General features: G+C 70.1%; 14 protein-coding genes. 5 read left to right on the forward strand and 9 right to left on the reverse strand.

Annotation, left to right across the window (positions count from 1 at the left end):
* Positions 1-153: 153 nt before the first annotated feature.
* The 8 genes from ABTV10_RS16040 to ABTV10_RS16075 form a co-directional block, all read right to left on the reverse strand.
* A complete protein-coding gene (locus ABTV10_RS16040) occupies positions 154-3,333 on the reverse strand; it encodes a translation initiation factor IF-2 N-terminal domain-containing protein (RefSeq protein ID WP_499028434.1) in 3,180 nt (1,059 codons plus the stop codon).
* Positions 3,334-3,798: 465 nt separating this feature from the next.
* Entirely contained in the window at positions 3,799-4,218 is a 420-nt protein-coding gene (ndk, locus tag ABTV10_RS16045; RefSeq protein ID WP_433605447.1) for a nucleoside-diphosphate kinase, read from the reverse strand.
* Between the two features lie 18 nt (positions 4,219-4,236).
* Positions 4,237-4,650: a DUF4233 domain-containing protein gene (locus ABTV10_RS16050; RefSeq protein WP_433605449.1), complete on the reverse strand. Its 414-nt coding sequence runs from the start codon at positions 4,648-4,650 to the stop codon at positions 4,237-4,239.
* Entirely contained in the window at positions 4,647-6,077 is a 1,431-nt protein-coding gene (folC, locus tag ABTV10_RS16055) for a bifunctional tetrahydrofolate synthase/dihydrofolate synthase (RefSeq protein WP_499028438.1), read from the reverse strand. Before folC ends, ABTV10_RS16050 begins: the two co-directional genes overlap by 4 nt.
* Positions 6,074-8,731 (reverse strand): valine--tRNA ligase, encoded by a 2,658-nt coding sequence (locus tag ABTV10_RS16060; RefSeq protein WP_499028441.1) that lies wholly within the window; start codon positions 8,729-8,731, stop codon positions 6,074-6,076. Before ABTV10_RS16060 ends, folC begins: the two co-directional genes overlap by 4 nt.
* Before the next feature lie 70 nt (positions 8,732-8,801).
* Positions 8,802-10,850 carry a S9 family peptidase gene (locus ABTV10_RS16065; protein WP_499028443.1) on the reverse strand — a complete coding sequence of 683 codons (2,049 nt, stop codon included), beginning with the start codon at positions 10,848-10,850 and terminating at the stop codon, positions 8,802-8,804.
* Between the two features lie 62 nt (positions 10,851-10,912).
* Positions 10,913-11,521, reverse strand: coding sequence for a GNAT family N-acetyltransferase (locus ABTV10_RS16070; protein ID WP_499028444.1), 609 nt, complete (start codon positions 11,519-11,521; stop codon positions 10,913-10,915).
* A 20-nt stretch (positions 11,522-11,541) separates the two neighbouring features.
* Positions 11,542-12,552 carry an iron-siderophore ABC transporter substrate-binding protein gene (locus ABTV10_RS16075; RefSeq protein WP_499028446.1) on the reverse strand — a complete coding sequence of 337 codons (1,011 nt, stop codon included), beginning with the start codon at positions 12,550-12,552 and terminating at the stop codon, positions 11,542-11,544.
* Between the two features lie 118 nt (positions 12,553-12,670).
* Between ABTV10_RS16075 and ABTV10_RS16080 the strand changes: the two genes are divergently transcribed.
* On the forward strand, positions 12,671-14,983 hold the full coding sequence (locus ABTV10_RS16080) for an FdhF/YdeP family oxidoreductase (protein WP_499028448.1): 2,313 nt from the start codon (positions 12,671-12,673) through the stop codon (positions 14,981-14,983).
* Positions 14,983-15,807 carry a formate dehydrogenase accessory sulfurtransferase FdhD gene (gene fdhD / locus ABTV10_RS16085; RefSeq protein ID WP_499028451.1) on the forward strand — a complete coding sequence of 275 codons (825 nt, stop codon included), beginning with the start codon at positions 14,983-14,985 and terminating at the stop codon, positions 15,805-15,807. Before ABTV10_RS16080 ends, fdhD begins: the two co-directional genes overlap by 1 nt.
* Positions 15,808-15,846: 39 nt before the next feature.
* Here the strand turns inward: fdhD and ABTV10_RS16090 are convergent, their stop codons facing one another.
* Positions 15,847-17,049 (reverse strand): alpha/beta hydrolase family protein, encoded by a 1,203-nt coding sequence (locus tag ABTV10_RS16090; protein WP_499028452.1) that lies wholly within the window; start codon positions 17,047-17,049, stop codon positions 15,847-15,849.
* 70 nt (positions 17,050-17,119) lie between these two features.
* Here ABTV10_RS16090 and ABTV10_RS16095 point away from each other — a divergent pair, with 70 nt between their 5' ends.
* The 3 genes from ABTV10_RS16095 (at position 17,120) to ABTV10_RS16105 (ending at position 19,461) form a co-directional block, all read left to right on the forward strand.
* Entirely contained in the window at positions 17,120-17,758 is a 639-nt protein-coding gene (locus ABTV10_RS16095; RefSeq protein ID WP_499028454.1) for a TetR/AcrR family transcriptional regulator, read from the forward strand.
* Between the two features lie 4 nt (positions 17,759-17,762).
* Complete coding sequence (locus ABTV10_RS16100) at positions 17,763-18,545, forward strand: IclR family transcriptional regulator (RefSeq protein ID WP_433605471.1); 783 nt, start codon at positions 17,763-17,765, stop codon at positions 18,543-18,545.
* Positions 18,546-18,645: 100 nt separating this feature from the next.
* Positions 18,646-19,461: a 2-keto-4-pentenoate hydratase gene (locus ABTV10_RS16105; protein WP_499028456.1), complete on the forward strand. Its 816-nt coding sequence runs from the start codon at positions 18,646-18,648 to the stop codon at positions 19,459-19,461.
* Positions 19,462-19,463 lie beyond the last annotated feature (2 nt).

Below are 19,463 nucleotides of genomic sequence, written 5' to 3' on the forward strand. Positions count from 1 at the left end.
CGAAGCGGGCGCAGCAGAGCGGTATCGCCGGGTAGCGACCGGTCAAGATTACGGGAAGCGGGCCGCCAGGGTCAAACTGGCGTGTCACCCGATCCCGGTGCGGTGCTTCGCCGCCCCGCGATGCGCGCGGGGCGGCGAGTCACCACGAATCCGTCAGGCCTCGGCGTCCACCGGCGGACCGGCGGGACGCGCCGCGGCACGGCGCCGACGCGGTCGACGCGAGACCTGAGCCTCGCCGTCCCCGGCCACGTCCGACGCGGCGGGGCCCGCCGACACCGTCTCCGGTGCAGCAGCGGGCTCCGGGGAGGCTTCCGGCGACGGCTGCGACGTCGGGATCACGAACACCGTGCCCGCCTCGGGCGTCTCGCCTGCCGGTGCGGCCGCCGCCCGCGAGACGCGGCGGCTCCGCCGCCGGGCTCGCGGTGCCGCCGGAGCCTCGGCCTCCGGCTCGACCGTCTCCGGCTCAACCGTCTCCGACTCCGCCTTCGCGGGCTCGATCGGTGCCTGCTCCGCCTTCTCGGGCTCCGGCTCCGGCTCCGGCGCCGGCGATTCGGCTTCGGGCTTCTCGGCCGATGCGGTGTCCGTGTCGGGCGCGTCCGGGTGGTGCGAGGCCATCGCGAGCGCCACCGGGTGTGCCCGCTTGACGGTCGCGTCGGCGGCCGCCTCCTCCGCCGTCGGGTGAGCGTGCTGCCCGTTCGCCGGCTGCGGCTCCTGCGCTGCCGCCGCCGCGCGGTCGCGTCCCCGCTTCTTCCGTCCGCCCGACTCCTTGGCCTGACCGCGGCCCTCGTCGCCGGACTTCACCTCGACGGGCTCGCTGTGGACGACGATGCCCCGGCCGTGGCAGTGCTCACACGTGGTGGAGAACGCCTCGACCAACCCCGTGCCGAGCTTCTTGCGCGTCATCTGAACCAGGCCCAGCGACGTGACCTCCGACACCTGATGGCGGGTGCGGTCGCGACCGAGAGACTCCGTCAGGCGTCGCAGCACGAGGTCGCGGTTGGACTCGAGGACCATGTCGATGAAGTCGACCACGATCATGCCGCCGATATCGCGCAGGCGCATCTGCCGCACGATCTCCTCGGCCGCCTCGAGGTTGTTCCGCGTGACGGTCTCCTCGAGGTTGCCACCCGAGCCGGTGAACTTGCCGGTGTTGACGTCGATGACGGTCATCGCCTCGGTGCGATCGATCACCAGCGTGCCGCCCGACGGCAGCCACACCTTGCGGTCCAGTGCCTTCGCCAGCTGCTCGTCGATGCGGTGCGTCTCGAACACGTCGGGCGTGCCCGGCTCCGGATCGTGCTGCTCGACGCGCGGCAGCAGGTCCGGGGCCACGGTCTTGATGTACGACTCGACCGTGTTCCAGGCCTTCTCGCCCTCGATCACGAGCTTCGAGAAGTCCTCGTTGAACAGGTCCCGCACGACCTTGACCAGCAGGTCGGGCTCCTCGTACAGCGCCTGCGGGGTACCGGACTTGCCGTCCTTCGCCTTCGCGGCCTGCTCCTCGATGGTCGCCCACTGGCTCTGCAGCCGGGTGACGTCGCGCGACAGCTCCTCCTCGCTGACGCCCTCGGACGCCGTCCGGATGATCACACCGGCATCGGCCGGCACGATCTCGCGGAGGATCTCCTTGAGGCGCTTGCGCTCGGTGTCGGGCAGCTTGCGGCTGATGCCGGTGGACGTGCCACCGGGCACGTACACGAGGAAGCGTCCGGCCAGGCTGATCTGCGTGGTCAGGCGGGCACCCTTGTGGCCCACCGGATCCTTGCTGACCTGTACCAGCACCTGGTCGCCCGGCTTGAGGGCCTGTTCGATCTTGCGTTCCCTGCCGCCGAGACCGGCCGCTTCCCAGTTGACCTCGCCGGCGTACAGCACACCGTTGCGGCCACGTCCGATGTCGATGAACGCCGCCTCCATGCTGGGCAGCACGTTCTGCACGCGGCCGAGGTAGACGTTGCCGACCATCGACGACGACGACGAACCCGTCACGAAGTGCTCGACCAGGACGCCGTCCTCGAGGACCGCCACCTGGGTCGACGCCGCCGGGTTCGACCCGCCGACCTTCTCTCGCACGACCATCACCCGGTCGACCGCTTCACGGCGGGCCAGGAACTCCGACTCGCTCAGGATCGGCGGACGACGACGGCCCGCGTCACGGCCGTCGCGGCGGCGCTGACGCTTCGCCTCGAGGCGAGTGGAGCCGCTGATGCCCTGCACCTCGTCCTTGGCGCGCGCCTTGTTCCGCGGCTCGCGCTCGTGGACGACGGTGTTCGGCGGATCGTCCTCCGCCGTGATGTCGCCGTCGGCGCCACCCTTGCGGCGGCGACGGCGGCGGCGACGACGACTCGAGCCCTCGGCACCCTCGTCCTCGGCCGACTCGGCACCTTCGTCCTCGGCCGGCTCGGTGCCCGCGTCCGCGGGCTGCTGCGACTCGGTCGCGGTGTCGCCCTCGGCGGCCACCTTCTCCTCGGTCTCGTCCGACTCGGTGCCCTCGGTGGCCTGCTCGCCGCGGCCACGGCCACGGCCGCGACGGCCACGCCGGCGCCGACGCTGCTGATCGCCGCCTTCGGTCTCGGCGGTCTCAGCGGCTTCGGCCGCCTCGGGCGCTGCGATTGACTCGGCCGTGTCGGACGGTTCGGCGGCCGGTTCGGCGGTCGGGACCGCCGGCTCGTCGCTCACCTCGGGAGCGGCGGCCGCTCGACGGCTGCGACGACGGCGCGGAGCGGCCTCCGCGACCACGGCCTCGGGCTGGAGGAACAGCGGCGCCTGCACGGTCGGTTCGGGTGCGGCGGACTGCTCCGCCTCGCGCTCGACACCCGACTCGGTGTCGGTGAACAGTCCGGCGCCGGTTGCGGCGGTCTCGTCGGCAGCAGGAGTCGGCTCCGGCTCGAGCTCCGGCTCGGTGACGGCCTCCGCGACCGCCGCCTTCGCCTTGGGCGCGGCCTTCTTGCGGACGCGCTTGCGGGGCGCCGGCTTCTCCGACTTCTCAGTCGTCTCCGGCTTCTCGGCCGCCCCCTCCGCGGGGACAGGCTCGACGACGGATTCGGCCGCCGGAGCCTCGACTACCGGGGTCTCCGGTTCCGGGCTCGGCTCGCCGGCGCTGGACATCGTCGCGTGGATGCGCTCGGCGATCTCGCGCTGCAGGCTGGACTGCGCACTGCGCAGCTCGGTACCCAGCGCGGCTGCCTCGGCGAGAACCTGCTTGCTGGTGACGCCCAGCAGTTTCGCCAACGCGTGGACGCGAATCTTCTCAGGAAGTACCGGGGTGGTACTCGGCTCGACCGTCGCTTCCGCGATCGGTTCCTGCACACTTTCGGGCGGCGCTTGATCGGCCACGTATTCTCCTCGAGCCCCCGGGCGCGTCCATCCGTCTGGAGATCGGATGTGACGCGGCCGCGCGGGGGCGATGGTTGTGTACTCGCACCGGGGTACGAGATTGTCTGGTCTCGCTCCACGTGCTTCGCAGTGTCCGTTATCACTGCGAAATCGCGCGGTGCCTGGCAGGATGGCGGCGATCCACGGCGCGGACGCCTGACCGTTCACGACGTGAGCGCCTGATCATCCAGCGTGCCGCGCGTAGCAGGGATTACCTGCGCCTGCGAGGCAGCGATGACGGGCTTCGCACCGTGGTGTCATCCGATCGGATCCGCGTGGAGCACAATTTGCGGTCCGACCGACTCAAGTATCCCACACCTGCGCGCGGTGTCCCCTCATCGGCGCACCGGTAGGTGGCAAAACAATCCACAAAACAAAAGACGCTCCCCGGGCACGCGGCCCGAGGAGCGTCGGTAGTCGAGGGGCTCAGGCCCGAGCGAGCTGGGGAAACCAGAGCGCGATCTCACGCTCGGCGGATTCGACGGAGTCGGAACCGTGCACCAGATTCTGACCGCCGTCGAGCGCCAGGTCCGCACGAATGGTGCCGGGGACGGCCTTCTCGACCGGGTCGGTGCCACCAGCGATCTGCCGGAACGCCGCGATGGCGCGCGGCCCTTCGAGGACTGCGGCCACGAGCGGCCCGGACGTGATGAACTCGAGCAGCCCGGGGTAGAACGGCTTGCCTTCGTGCTCGGCGTAGTGCGTCGCTGCGACGTCGTTCGACGCGGTCTGCAGCTCCATCGCCGCGATGGTCAGACCCTTGCGTTCGATGCGGGAGAGGATCTCGCCGACGTAGCCGCGAGCCACGCCGTCGGGCTTGATCAGTACCAGGGTGCGCTCGTTCACGGAAAGCAGCCTAGACGGTCAGTCTCGTTGCCCAGGCAGCAGACCCTGCTCGATCCGGCGAGCTATGTCCTTGCGGAGGTACAGGATGTACAGCCACACCGCCCCGAAGAGCAGACCGATGACGCCGAGCGCCGTGTCCACGAAGAACCCGAGGATCGTGAAGACCTGCAGCGTCAGGTTGAACTTCATCGCCCACGGCCGCCCCTGCATGCCGGAGCCGACGATCATGAGCACCGCCAGCACGCAGATGTAGGTGCCGGAGAACCACGTGAGTCCCGACGCGTTGACGACGGCCACCACCGGCAGCGCCAGCAGCACCACGATCGCCTCGAGGACGAGAGTCCCCGCCATCACACCGCGGAAGCCCTTCCACGGATCGGTCGCCGGCGGGCGGAACTCGGGGTTCTCTGGGGTATCCGGGGTCTCGCTCACGCGGGGTCCTTTCCGAACAGGGATCGGGCGACGCCCGCGGTCACGACCGAACCGGTGACCACGACACCCGCTCCCGACACTGCCTCGCCGGGTTCGGCGACCTCCTCCGCCAGCCCGATCGCCGTCTCGAGGGCGTCGGCCAGCGTGGGGGCCACCACGACCCGTTCGTCGCCGAAGCGGGCGACCGCACGATTGGCCAGGTCCTCGACGTCCATCGCCCGCGGCGAGCCGTTGTGGGTGACGACCAGCTCGTCGAAGACCGGTTCGAGAGCATCGAGGATGCCGTCGACGTCCTTGTCGCCCATGACGCTGACGACGCCGACGAGCTTGCGGAAGTCGAACTCCGCCGACAGCGCGGCGGCGAGCGCCTGCGCTCCGTGCGGATTGTGTGCGGCGTCGAGGAACACCGTCGGTGCGCTGCGCACCCGCTCGAGTCGGCCCGGGTTGACCACCGAGGCGAAGCCGGCGCGGATCGCATCGGCCTCGAGCTGGCGGTCCGGCCCGGCGCCGAAGAACGCCTCCACCGCGGCGAGGGCGAGCGACGCGTTGCGCGCCTGGTGCTCACCGTGCAGCGGCAGGAAGATGTCCTCGTACACGCCACCGAGCCCCTGCAGCTCGAGCTGCTGACCACCGATCGCGATCTGGCGGCGCAGCACCTTGAACTCGGATCCCTCACGGGCGACGGCCGCGTCGACCTCGACGGCGCGCCGCAGCAGCACGTCCATCACCTCGGGCGCCTGCTCGGCGATGATCGCGACGGTGTCGACCGGGGCGACGCCCTCGATCCCGCTGTCGCGGCCCTTCTTGATGATCCCGGCCTTCTCCCCCGCAATCGACTCGAGGTCGGGGCCGAGGTAGTCGACGTGGTCGAGCCCGATCGGGGTGATCACCGCGACCTGCGCGTCGATGACGTTGGTGGCGTCCCACTTGCCGCCGAGACCGGTCTCCACGACGGCGACGTCCACCGGCGCCTCCGCGAACGCGGCGTACGCCATCGCGGTGGTCACCTCGAACTTGCTCATCGCGGGACCGCCCGCGGCCTCGGACTGCTGGTCGATCATCCGGATGTACGGCTCGATCTCGCGGTACGTGTCGATGTACGTCCGCACCGGGATCGGTTTGCCGTCGATGCTGATCCGCTCCGTCGCCAGCTGCAGGTGCGGGCTGGTCGTCCGTCCGGTCCGCCGGTGCAGCTGGGTGAGCAGGGCGTCGATCATCCGCGTCACCGATGTCTTGCCGTTGGTGCCGGCGACGTGGATGGCCGGGTAGCTGTGCTGCGGCGAACCGAGCAGGTCCATCAGCGCGGAGATGCGGGTCAGCGACGGCTCGATCTTGGTCTCGGGCCAGCGCTGATCCAGCTCCGCCTCGACGAGTGCGAGTTCGGCGAGATCGACCGGGGTGGGTTCGCCCGGGCGTTCGGTGGTCACGCTCCGCCCAGCTCCTTCAGACGTGCGCTCATGCGGGCGATCTCCTCCTGCGCCACCTGCTGGCGGGTGCGGATCTTGTCGACGACCGCGTCGGGGGCCTTCGCCAGGAACGCCTCGTTGGACAGCTTGGCGGTGGTGCCCGCCAGCTCCTTCTCGGCGACCGCGAGGTCCTTCTCGAGGCGCTTCTTCTCGGCGCCCAGGTCGACGGCGCCGGACGTGTCGAGCTCGACGGTCACGGTGGCCTTGCTCAGGCGCACCTCCACCGACGCGGTCGCGGCGAAGCCGTCGGCCGGCTCGGTGAGCTTGGCGAGCGACGCGACCGACGCCAGCTGGCTCTCGATGTCCGCCTCGGCGGCACCGGACAGGCGGGCGGCCACCTTCTGCGACGGCTTGAGGCCCTGGTCGCTGCGGAAGCGTCGAACCTCGGTCACGAGCTTCTGCATGTCCTCGACACGCTGGGCCGCAACGGGATCCGCCTCGACTCCGCTCGCGTGCGGCCACTCGGCGATGACGACCGACTCGCCGCCGGTGAGCACCTTCCACAGCGTCTCGGTGACGAACGGGATGACCGGGTGCAGCATGCGCAGCAGGGTGTCGAGCACGTTGCCGAGGACTGCCTTGGTGCCGTTGGCGTACACGGAGCCGTCGGCGAGCTGGACCTTGGCGAGCTCGAGGTACCAGTCGCACACCTCGTCCCACGCGAAGTGGTACAGGGCCTCGCACGCCTTGGAGAACTCGAACTTCTCGAACGCCTCGTCGACCTCGGTGCGGACCTGCTCGAGCCGGTCGAGGATCCAGCGGTCCGCGTCGGTGAGCTGGTCGCGGGCCGGCAGGTCCGCGACGACGGCACCGTTCATGAGCGCGAACTTGGTGGCGTTGAACAGTTTGTTCGCGAAGTTGCGCGACGACTGCGCGTGGTCCTCGCCGACCGCGAGGTCGCTACCCGGGTTGGCGCCGCGGGCGAGCGTGAAGCGCAGCGCGTCCGCGCCGAAGCGGTCGACCCAGTCGAGCGGGTCGATGCCATTGCCGCGGGACTTCGACATCTTCTTGCCGTACTGGTCGCGAACCAGGCCGTGCAGGAACAGGTCCTCGAACGGGACCTTGCCGCCGACCACGTCGTCGCCGGCGACGTAGGTGCCGAACATCATCATCCGGGCCACCCAGAAGAACAGGATGTCGTAGCCGGTGACGAGAACGCTTGTCGGATAGAACTTCTCGAGCTCGGGAGTCTTGTCGGGCCAGCCCATCGTCGAGAAGGGCCACAGCGCCGACGAGAACCACGTGTCGAGGACGTCGGGGTCCTGCTCCCAACCCTCGGGAGCCGTCTCGTCCGGGCCGAAGCACTGCACCTCGCCGTTCGGGCCGTACCAGATCGGGATGCGGTGACCCCACCACAGCTGACGCGAGATGCACCAGTCGTGCATGTTGTCGACCCAGCCGAACCAGCGCGGCTCCTGGCTGGCCGGGTGAATCACGGTGTCGCCGTTGCGTACCGCGTCACCCGCGGTCTTGGCGAGGGAGTCGACCTTGACCCACCACTGCATCGACAGCCGGGGTTCGATGGTCTCGCCCGAGCGCTCGGAGTGGCCGACGCTGTGCAGGTACGGACGCTTCTCGGCGACGACGCGACCCTGCTCGGCGAGCGCCTCGCGCACCTTGACACGGGCCTCGAAGCGATCCATGCCGTCGAACCGCGTTCCGGTGTCGGCGATCTTGCCGGTCTTGTCCATGATCGTGGGCATCGGCAGGTTGTGCCGCACACCCATCTCGAAGTCGTTGGGGTCGTGTGCGGGCGTGATCTTCACGGCGCCGGTGCCGAACTCGGGATCGACGTACTCGTCGGCGATGATCGGGATCTGCCGCCCGGTGAACGGGTGCTCGAGCGTGGTGCCGACCAGGTGCTTGTAGCGCTCGTCGTCCGGGTGCACGGCGACGGCGGTGTCGCCGAGCATCGTCTCGACACGGGTGGTGGCGACGATCACGTGCGGCTCGTCGTCGTTCAGGGAGCCGTAGCGCAGCGAGACGAGCTCGCCCTCGACCTCCTCGAACTTGACCTCGATGTCGGAGATCGCGGTCTGCAGCACCGGCGACCAGTTGACCAGGCGCTCGGCGCGGTAGATCAGGCCCTCGTCGTACAGGCGCTTGAAGATGGTCTGGACGGCGCGCGAGAGGCCCTCGTCCATCGTGAAGCGGTCGCGGCTCCAGTCGACGCCATCGCCGATGCGACGCATCTGGCCCTGGATGGTGCCGCCGGACTCGCGCTTCCAGTCCCAGACCTTCTCGATGAAGGCCTCGCGGCCGAAGTCTTCCTTCTTCTTGCCGTCGGCTGCGAGCTGCTTCTCGACGATCGTCTGCGTCGCGATGCCGGCGTGGTCCATGCCGGGCAGCCACAGCACCTCGTAGCCCTGCATCCGCTTGCGGCGGGTGAGCGCGTCCATGAGGGTGTGGTCGAGCGCGTGGCCCATGTGCAGCGAGCCGGTCACGTTCGGCGGCGGCAGCACGATCGAGTAGCCCGGCTTGTCGCTGGTCGGGTCGGCGGTGAAGTAACCGGCGTCTACCCAGCCCTGATACAACTCGGCCTCTACCGCGCTGGGATCCCAGCTCTTGGGGAGGGCGTCTGCGGGGCTGCGGGGAGTATCTGGCGCACTGGTCACCCCCCAATCGTAATCAGTGGCGGCGAATCGCCCGGACCCGGCTCGGAAGAGCTCTCCCCGCCTCTCGGAGTCAGCCGAGGACGTCGGGCAGTGGGACGTCCTCCTCGAGGACGTGCTCGGCCAGGAACGACTCGACGACCTGGTACCAGACCTTGGCGTGCTGCGGGCTGAGCACCCAGTGGTTCTCGTCGGGGAAGTACAGGAACCGATGATCGGTCTTCCCGTCCGCGTCGGCGGGCAGCCCCGACTCGGACAGCAGTTCGTACCACAGGCGCAGGCCCTCGCCGATGGGCACGCGGTAGTCCTTGTCGCCGTGGATCACCAGCATGGGGGTGACGATGTCGGCGACGTACAGGTGCGGCGAGTTCTCGAACGCCATCTCGGGGGTCATCTCGCGCTGCCAGTACCAGGCCGCGTCGGTGGTCGGCGCGAACTGGTCGAGCGCCCACAGGCTCGCGTGCGTGACGATCGCCCGGAAGCGGTCGGTGTGCCCGGCGATCCAGTTGGCCATGTAGCCACCGAACGAGCCACCCATCGCGGCGGTGCGCTTCGCGTCGACCTCCGGCAGCGCGACGGCGGCGTCGGTGATCGCCATCAGATCCGTGTAGGGCGCCTTGCCCCACTGTCCCCACCCGCGCTGGACGAAGTCTTGCCCGTAGCCGGTCGACAGCGCGGGGTCGGGCAGCAGCACCGCGTACCCCTTCGCGACCAGCAGCCACGGGTTCCACCGCCACGACCACGTGTTCCACGAGCCCAGTGGGCCGCCGTGCACCCACAGCAGCAGCGGCGCCGGCGCCTCGGCCGACGCGGCGTCGGGCAGCGCCAGCCACGCGCGCAGCGGGGTGCCGTCCGCGGCCTGCCCGACGACCTCGGTGAGCCGGCCCGGCAGCCGTGGCGACTCCGACGGGGCGCGCAGTTCGGTGACGGTGCCGGCGTCGTCCCCGGTGAGCGCGATCCGCACCGGGCGCGGCGGCTGCGCGTACGACGCCCGCAGCGCGTACACCGCCGCGCCGTCGGGCGCGACACGCAGGTCGGTGTAGGCGCCGTCGTCGGTGGTGAGCGCAGCAGGCTGGTCCCAGGGCCGGTCCCCGCCCAGCACGAAGACCGGGCCGCGGCCGTGGTCGTCGGCCGTGAGCAGCAGCCCGTCGCTGTCGGGCAGCCACGCGACGGCGGTGGGCCAGCGGTCCCACCCGGGCGCGATATCCTCGCTGCCGGACGTCTCGAAGGTGAAGCGGTGCAGTGTGATTCGCGGCGCGTGCTCGGGGTCGCCGTACGCCTCACGCAGGTACACCATGCTGGCGCCGTCGGGCGCGATCGCGGGACGCGACAGATCGGCCGAGTCGTCGTCGACCAGCACGGTCCGCTCCCCCGTCGCGGTGTCGATCCGCACCAGGACGGTCCGGCGCGTACCGAGCACACCGGGCACGATCCACGTGGTGACGACGAACGATCCGTCGGCCGCCAGGTCGTAGTCGGCGTCCCGCAGCGCGCCGCCGGGAGCGGGCGTCAGGTCGTCGAGCTCGATCGCCGCGCCGTCGGTGGCGCCGGCCAGCAGGTGTGGGACGTCGGGGCCCAGGTCGTGATCCCAGTGCCGCACCGGGTATCCGGCGTGCAGGATCGCCGTGACCTTCTTGTCCTTGCGCTCGCCGCGGATTCGTTGGTCGTCCTCGGCGGTGCCCGATGCCCCCAGCACACCCGTCGACACGACGACGCGCGGCGCCGATCGCGCGGCCCGCACACCCGCGATCCCCCCGCCGCGCCCGGCCACCCGGCAGGCCTCGCCGCCGTCCGCCGGCAGCCGCCACAGCGAGCTCGGGGCGTCGTCCGGCTCGTCCGGCGCGGGCCGGGATGCGGTGAACAGCAGGTCGCCGCTGTCGGTGAACGTCGCCCCCGACTCCCCCTTCGTGCCCCACGTCAGCCGCCGCGCGGCCCGCCCACCGGCCGGATCCAGCTCCCACACCGCCGACACGTACTTGGTGGCGGTGTCGTCGAGCGTGGCTTGCGTGACGACGAGCCGTGTGCCGTCCGGGGACAGCTCGAGCCCGGACAGCCGCGGCAGCGCCAGGTAGTCGTCGAGATCGTGGAACGGCGTGGCGGGGTGCTGCTGGCTGGAGGTCACCCCTGATTGGTATCACGCGGCCACCCGTCATGACCGGCGTCACGTGACCGGCGGCAGTCGGTTCAGCGCGGGTTGCGCCACATCTGCCACAGCTTGGGTCCGCCGTTCGGGATCACGATCTCGCCGGTGACCTCGAACCCGAACCGCTCGTAGTACGGGATGTTCGCTTCCTTGCTCGATTCGAGGTAGGCGGGGGTCCCCTCGGCGTCGCACCGCGACAGCCGCGAGTTCAGCAGCGCCTTCCCGTACCCGCCGCCGCGGCCCGCGGCGGATGTTCCGATCGTCGCCAGATACCAGTGCGGCTCGACCGGATGCGCGGATTCGAGCGCATGATCGACGTCGGCCCCCACGCGAAGCTGCCGGCCGAGCGCGAACGCGAACACCGGCAGGCTCAGGTACGAACTCAGCGCCGACTGCTTCCACCGCCCCGGCGGATCCCACAGGGCCCCACCGACAATGACGCCGGCGTCCGACTCCGCCAACTCCGCCCCGCCGCCGGCGAGGTGGTGGTAGCGGATCTCGGCGGCAAACGTCCTCGCCAAGCGGGCCGGCCGCTTCGCCGCGTCCGGCAGAATCCAGCTCATCACGGGATCGTCGTCGAAGGCCTCCGCGAGCGCCCGCGCGAGCGCGGGGATGTCCGATCGGGTCACTGGTCGCACGACAACTCCCATGCCGCGAGCGTACCGATCGATCAGGTCAGCAGAGGCGCGATACGCGGCGGGATCTGCTGCAACGCGTACGGCAGGCTCAGCACCGTGCTCCACGTCATGGCCTCGGCCGCCTCGTCCTCGAGGATGATCGCGCGGCCGTCCTTGACGACGTCGAGCGTCTGGTAGACGGGAGTCTTGTCGAGCTCGGCACGCAGCTTGTCGCCGAACCCGCCGCCCGCGTACCAGACCAGCAGGTCGACGTCCGCGAGCGAGAGCTGCTCGGTGCTGATCTCCGCGAAGTTCGTCGACCGGAGCTGTTCCGCGACAGGCGGGTTCACGAAACCGAGCTCGGTGAAGAACCGCACCTTGGGATCCTCGGGGCCGTAGACGCCGAACTGTCCGGGGCCCTTGAGCGCGCCCACCAGCACCGTCTTGCCGGCGAACACCGGATTGGCCGCCGCGGTGTCGGTGAACTGCTTCTCCACACTCGACACCAGTTCCGCGGCCCGGTCCTGCGCGCCGAGCGCCTCACCGAGGATGGTCGTCTGGTCCTGCCAGCGCACGCCGTAGTCCGCGACGCCGGCGGGCTGCGCGACGGTCGGCGCCAGCGCCGCGAGCTTGTCGTACTGTGACTGGGTCAGGCCCGAGTAGGTGCCCACGATCAGCTCGGGGCCCGCGGCGGCCACCTTCTCGATGTCGATTCCGGTGCTCGCGCTGCCGATGATCGCCGGCTGCGCGTCGCCGAGCAGATCCCGTGCCCACGGCCACACCGCATTCGGGTAGTCGCCGTACCAGTCGAAGACGCCGACAGGAACCGCGCCGAGTGCGAGCAGGGCGTCCTGGTCGTTGTATCCGACGCTCACGACCCGCTGGGGGGCGGCGGACACGGTGGTCTGCCCGTACTTGTGCGCGATCGTCGCGCCGTCCCCACCGGAACCGCCGGCGCTCGAGTCGCTGCTGCATGCGGCCGCGAATGCCAGCAGCGCGCCCGCGCTACCGATCAGGAATCCGCGGCGCGAGAATTCGCCGGCTCGCGACTGGAGATCACCCATCGGAGGACCCTTCGTTTGGTGGTGACGTCAGACAGAGAAGGTAAGGCTAGCCGACCTTACCCGGACGTTCGGAGCGTCGGACCGTGCATACCGGTCCTGGCCGGGCCAGTATGGGGTCATGACACGTCAGGGTCCCCGCGCAGACATCGACGAGAACGGCCTCGTCGTCACCCCCGCCAAGGACTACGCGGCCGGCGTTCCGGCGGTACTCGTGTCCCTCGAGAGAGCGGTCGAGCAGATGGGACTCGCCCGCACCGCCCGCACGCTCACCCGCCTCAACCAGCGGCACGGGTTCGACTGCCCCGGATGCGCGTGGCCCGAGACCCCCGGCCACCGCAAGCCCGCCGAGTTCTGCGAGAACGGCGCCAAGGCCGTCGCCGAGGAGGCCACGCTGCGGACCGTGACGCCGGAGTTCTTCGCGACGCACCCGATCTCGGAACTGGCCGGCCACACCGACTACTGGCTGGGTCAGCAGGGCCGGCTCACGCACCCCATGGTGGTGCGTCCGGGCAGCGACCGCTACGAGCCGATCGACTGGGACGACGCGTACCGACTGATCGCCGACCACCTCCGCGCACTCGGGACTCCCGACGAGGCCGTCTTCTACACGTCGGGACGGACCAGCAACGAGGCGGCGTTCCTGTACCAGTTGATGATTCGCAGCTTCGGCACCAACAACATGCCGGACTGCTCCAACATGTGCCACGAGTCGTCGGGCAGCGCACTGACCGAGGCCATCGGCATCGGCAAGGGGTCGGTCTCGGTGCCCGACCTCGAGCAGGCCGACCTGATCCTCATCGCAGGCCAGAACCCGGGCACGAACCACCCGCGGATGCTCTCGACGCTCGAGAAGGCCAAGGCGAACGGGGCGCGGATCATCGCGATCAACCCGCTCCCCGAGGCCGGGTTGCGCCGGTTCAAGGACCCGCAGAAGGTCCACGGCGTCGTCGGCGGCGGCGTCGAGATCGCCGACGAGTTCCTGCAGATCCGGCTCGGCGGCGACATGGCACTGTTCCAGGGGCTGGGGCGACTGCTGCTCGAGGCCGAGGACCGGGCACCGGGCACCGTCGTCGACCGCGACTTCGTCGATGCGCACTGCGCCGGCTTCGACGAGTACGCCGCGCACGTGCGCCGAGTCGACCTCGACACCGTCGTAGCGGCCACCGGCCTGTCGCTGCGGCAACTCGAGGACACCGCCCGCGCCCTGATCGAGTCGGAGCGGACCGTCACGTGCTGGGCGATGGGCCTGACCCAGCAGGCGCACGCCGTCGCGACCATCCAGGAAGCGGTGAACCTGCTGCTGATGCGGGGCATGATCGGCAAGCCTGGCGCCGGCGTGTGCCCGGTCCGCGGCCACTCCAACGTCCAGGGCGATCGGACGATGGGCATCTGGGAGAAGATGCCCGAGGAGTTCCTCGCCGCCCTCGACACCGAGTTCTCCATCGCGAGTCCCCGCCGCCACGGATGGGACACCGTCGACGCGATCCGCGCGATGCGCGACGGTCGCGCGCGGGTGTTCATGGCGATGGGCGGGAACTTCGTGTCCGCGACCCCCGACACCGCCGCGACCGAGCAGGCGCTGCGCAACTGCGAGCTGACCGTTCAGGTCTCGACCAAACTCAACCGCAGCCACGTCGTGCACGGGCGCACCGCCCTCATCCTGCCGACCCTCGGCCGCACCGACCTCGACGTCCAGGCCACCGGAAAACAGCTTGTGTCGGTAGAGGATTCGATGTCCATGGTGCATCTGTCGCGGGGTCGGTTGACGCCCGTCAGCGAGCACCTGCGTAGCGAGGTCGCGATCATCTGCCAGCTCGCGCGGGAGTTGCTCGGCACCGACCACTCGGTGCCGTGGACCGCTTTCGAGGGCAACTACGACCTGATCCGGGACTCGATCTCGCGCGTCGTGCCCGGCTGCGAGAACTACAACGCCCGCGTCCGGCAGCCCGACGGCTTCCAGCTGCCGCATCCCCCGCGCGACTCACGGGAGTTCCGCACGCACACCGGCAAGGCCAACTTCGCGGTCAACCCGCTCGAGTGGGTGCCGACCCCGCCCGGCCGGCTGATCCTGCAGACGCTGCGCAGCCACGACCAGTACAACACCACCATCTACGGCCTCGACGACCGCTACCGCGGTGTCAAGAACGGTCGCAAGGTGGTGTTCGTCAACGCGGCCGACATCGCCGACCTGCACCTGCGCGACGGCCAGCTCGTCGACGTCGTGTCCGAGTGGCGCACCGCCGACGGCCGCGTCGAGGAACGCCGGGTGCACGACTTCCGGGTGGTCGAGTACAACACGCCCCGCGGGAACGCGGCCGCCTACTACCCGGAGACCAATCCGCTGGTGCCCCTCGATCACGTTGCCGCCAAGTCGAACACGCCGGTGTCGAAGGCGATCGTCGTGCGACTGGAACCGGCCGGGGACCGCTGATGGGCCGGGTCACCGCACGCCGCCCCGTCCTGCGGATCACCCCGGACGGCACCCGCCGTCGCCCCGACACGCTCGCCGTGGAGGAACCACTCGAGATCCGGCTGCGTGGCCGCTCCCTCACCGTCACGATGCGCACCCCGGGAAACGACGTCGACCTGGTCCACGGATTCCTGCTGACCGAGGGCATCATCCGCGACCCGGACGACGTCACCGTCGTCCGGTACTGCGACGGCGTCGACAGCGAGGGCGCCAACACGTACAACGTCCTCGACGTCGAACTCGCCGCCGGCGTACCCGATCCGGGAAATCGCGGCCGGCGCGAGTTCCTGACCACGTCGGCGTGCGGCGTGTGCGGCAAGGCGTCGCTCGACGAGGTCGCGGTGCGCAGCAGGTTCTCGCTGTCCGACAGCGCGCTCGAGGTCACGGCCGCGGCGCTGTCGGCGATGCCGCCGACCCTGCGCCGCGGCCAGCGGGTGTTCGAGGCGACCGGCGGCCTCCACGCGGCCGGGCTGTTCACCGCCGACGGCGCCCTGCTCGCGCTGCGGGAGGACGTCGGGCGGCACAACGCGGTCGACAAGGTGCTCGGCTGGGCGCTCACCCAGCGCCGGATCCCGCTGTCCGACGCGGTCCTCGTCGTCAGCGGCCGAGCGTCGTTCGAGCTGGCGCAGAAGGCCGCGATGGCCGGGATACCGGTCCTCGGGGCGGTGTCCGCGCCGTCGTCGCTGGCGGTCGACCTCGCCCGCGACCGCGGGATGACGCTCGTCGGGTTCCTGCGCGGCGAGACCATGAACGTCTACGCCGGCGAGCACCGCATCAAGGTCTGATCATCCGTCCTCGGCCGGGGCGGGGGTTGCTGCGCCGTTCTAGCAGATCCCGGCCGGCTTCTCCCCCGCCTGCAACGACCGGAAGAACTGCTCGGCGTCGTCGTACGCCTGCGGCACCGCCGACCGGTGATCGGCACCGTCGTACGTCTTGTAGGCGACCTCGGACCCGTTGCTGCACAGCGACTGCACCAGCGCCTTGCTGCCGGACTCGGCGATGAGCGTGTCGGCGGTGCCCTGCAGCACCAGCGTCGGGACCGTCAACGTCAGCTGCCCGGGCGCCTGCTTCCTCAGATACGTCACGAGCTTGTCGATGTCGGCTCCGGGCGCGAACGCCTTGTCGACCGGGACGGCCGGGACCGCGTCGCGGACCTGCGCGACGCACCCGTTGCGGGCCGCGGTGAGCAACGGGCTCGACTCGGGGGTGACGTACGAGTCGGCGTCGATCGACGGGTCCGCCGCCTCGGCACCCAGCAGGATCAACGGCAGGAACGCGAGCGCCGGAGCCACCGCCGGATTGCCGGACGCGAGGTACTGCGGCGTCGCGCTCGTATCGTTGCCCGGCGCGATCGCGACCGCGCCACGCAGATCGAGTTCGGGGGCACGCTCGGCGCCCTGCGCCGCTGTGAACAAGGCTGCGTGACCACCCTGGCTGTGCCCCATCGCGTACCACTGGTCGCCGATCGAGTCGTCGAGCGCCCGACTCGCGCGCACGATGTCGACCACCGCGTTCGCCTCCGTCCCGCCGTCCATGTACGGGTGACCGCCCGGCGTGCCCAGGCCGACGTAGTCGGTCTGCACCACGACGTAGCCGGCGGCGACGTAGCGGTCCAGCGTGAGATCGACCCCGCCGAGGTAGTCGTGCGCCGGCCCGTCCGCGGTGTCGTTCGACGGCGCGCAGATGTCGGAGACGCCGGTCGTGCCGTGCGCCCAGCTGATCACCGGCCAACCGCCCTCGGGGGCGGACGTCCGGGGAACCGACACCGTGCCGGACACGACGACGGGATCACCCTGCGCGTTCTGCGACACGTATGTGACGAGTTCGCTGCGCCCGGCGCTCGGCAGCACCGGGGCGCCGCGCAGTTCCTGGCTCGACAGCAGCCGACCCGGCTCGAGTGAGTCGGCCCGATCCGTCTCGGACTCACCGCTGCTGCAGCCGGCGGCCACCAACGCGACCGTCGTGGCCGCAACGGCGGCGACGACACCCGCGCGCCGAGCACCGCCGTTGTTCGTCAGCGAGAACACTGAACACCTCCGAAAATTAAGATACATGTCTCAAACCGGAGAACATAGCGCATTCAGTACCCTTGCCGACATGAACTCCCCGAACGGTCGCGAGACGATCCTCCACGTTGCCGAGCGCCTCATCGCCGAGCGCGGGCTGCACGGGGTCTCGGCCAGGGAGATCGTGAGAACCGCTGGGCAGCGGAACAATTCGGCCATCACCTACCACTTCGGATCATGGAACGGCCTCCTCGAGGCGGTGTGGCTGGCACACATGGGGACCGTCAACACGGTGCGGGCGGAGATGCTCGACACAATCGACGCCGACGCCCCGGACCGGCTCGCCGCACTCGTCGGCGCCTACATCCACCCCTTCGTCGCCGAGATCGCGGCGCACTCCCCGTCCTACTGGGCACGATTCAACGAACAGTGGCTCACCGGCGTCCACATGGACTTCGTCACCCGACCGACGTCGCTCATGCCCGACGACCCGAGGTATCCGCGGGTCGGCGGTATGACGATGCTCAAGGACCTCCTCGCGGACATCGGCGGAGAGCTCACCCACATCGACGAGGGCCTGCGCGCCCGCCGTGTCGCGCTCATGGCCCGATTCGTGGTCGGCGGGATGGCGTCGTGGGAACGCGAGGCCACGACCGGCACCACCGTCGATCTCGAGTCGTTCGAGAACGAACTGACGTCCCTCTCGATCGCGCTGCTGCGCGCCCCGTGATCCCATGACCGACCCGTCGCCCTCGGACCGGCAGATCCCGAACACCGTGCTGGGCAAGGTGGTCATCGCCCTCGACGCGTTCACCGCCGACGACCACTGGGTGGGTTTCACCGAGCTCGTCCGCCGCACCGGCCTGAACAAGACCACCCTCCACCGCCTCCTCGCCGAACTGGTCGAGACCCGGCTGATCGACCGCTCCCCGGCCGGATACCGCCTCGGCCGTCACCTGTTCGAGCTGGGCATGCGGGCATCGGTCGAACGCGGCCTGATCGAGGTGGCCACCCCGTTCCTCGAGGATCTCCGCGAGCGGACCCGCGAAACCGTGCACCTGGGCGTGCTCGAGGGCGACGAGGTCGTGTACGTCGCCAAAATCGGCGGGCACGGGCAGGCCCCGTCGCCCTCACGGATCGGCGGGCGGATGCCGTTGTACTGCACCGCGATCGGCAAGGTGATGCTCGCGCACGCACCGAACGAGTTGAAGGTCGACGCACTCAAGGGACCGCTCCCCCGCCGCACGCCGCGCACCATCACCACCCCGGGACTGCTCGCCCGACAACTCGAGACTATCGCCGAGACCGGGGTGTCGTACGAGTACGAGGAGTCGGCCGTCGGGATCGTCTGCGTCGCCGCCGCGATCCTCGACGCCGACGACCGCCCCCTCGCCGGCGTCAGCGTGACGGGGCCCGCCACCCGCTTCCGTCCCGAGGCTCACGCGAACCAGGTCCGCGCCGCCGCCGCGGGAATCGCGGCCACTCTCGCTCGGCGGGACAACCTGCGGCAGGACTAGGCCTCAGCAGGTAAGTTTCGCTCAGCGAAACTGAATGCTCGCCCTGGACGGGGACCGTCCCGCACAGTCCTTACAAGCACAACCCACGACAAGGACATCCATGCCTGACACCGAACCTACGATCTCCGAAGAGGCGATCACCCAGGCCGCGAAGCGGCTGGCGACCGCGGCCAAGACCGGCGTCGCCTGCGCACCGATCAACGACCTCATCGGCCCCTCCGACATCGGCGTCGCCTACCGCGTTCAGCAGCAGCTGATCGACTGGCAGATCGCAGACGGTGCCGTCGTCGTCGGCCGCAAGATCGGCGCGACCTCGCTGGCCGTGCAGACCCAGCTCGGAGTCGACCAGCCCGACTTCGGTGTCCTGTTCGCCGACATGGACGTCTCCGACCTGCCCGAGGTACCGACCGAGCGGATGCTCCAGCCCAAGGCGGAGGCCGAGGTGGCGTTCCGACTCGGCACCGATCTCGCCGAGGGCGATCTCGATCTCGACCAGATTCGTGCCGCCGTCACCGGTGCCGTCGCGGCGCTCGAGCTGGTCGACAGCCGCATCGAGAACTGGAAGATCCTCATCACCGACACCGTCGCCGACAACGCGTCGTCCGGCCTGTACGTGCTCGGCGACAACTGGGTCACGCTCGACGAGTTCGAGCCCAAGGATGTCGTGATGAAGATGTACGCCGACGACGAACTCGTCTCGGAAGGCAATGGCGAAGCCTGCCTGGGTGATCCGCTGGTCGCCCTGCAGTGGCTCGCCCGCACCGCCCGTGAATACGGAGAACCCCTCCGCGCCGGCCAGGTCGTGCTCTCCGGAGCGTTGGGCCCCATGGTTCCCGCCGCGCCGGGGGTGACCATCCGCGCCGAGCTGTCCACCCTCGGCTCCGTGACCGCAGTTTTCTCCCGGAAGGAATCGTGACA

The sequence above is a fragment of the Paraburkholderia sp. RHO2 genome (genome assembly GCF_050955445.1).
Lineage (GTDB): Bacteria > Actinomycetota > Actinomycetes > Mycobacteriales > Mycobacteriaceae > Prescottella > Prescottella agglutinans_A.

What these genes read in the sequence shown, in the direction of transcription:
- ABTV10_RS16095 (WP_499028454.1), top strand. Translation starts at nt 17,120, where the DNA reads ATGAACTCCCCGAACGGTCGCGAGACGATCCTCCACGTTGCCGAGCGC.
- ABTV10_RS16105 (WP_499028456.1), top strand. Translation starts at nt 18,646, where the DNA reads ATGCCTGACACCGAACCTACGATCTCCGAAGAGGCGATCACCCAGGCC.
- ABTV10_RS16075 (WP_499028446.1), bottom strand. Translation starts at nt 12,552, where the DNA reads ATGGGTGATCTCCAGTCGCGAGCCGGCGAATTCTCGCGCCGCGGATTC.
- fdhD (WP_499028451.1), top strand. Translation starts at nt 14,983, where the DNA reads ATGGGCCGGGTCACCGCACGCCGCCCCGTCCTGCGGATCACCCCGGAC.
- ABTV10_RS16080 (WP_499028448.1), top strand. Translation starts at nt 12,671, where the DNA reads ATGACACGTCAGGGTCCCCGCGCAGACATCGACGAGAACGGCCTCGTC.
- ABTV10_RS16070 (WP_499028444.1), bottom strand. Translation starts at nt 11,521, where the DNA reads ATGGGAGTTGTCGTGCGACCAGTGACCCGATCGGACATCCCCGCGCTC.
- ABTV10_RS16100 (WP_433605471.1), top strand. Translation starts at nt 17,763, where the DNA reads ATGACCGACCCGTCGCCCTCGGACCGGCAGATCCCGAACACCGTGCTG.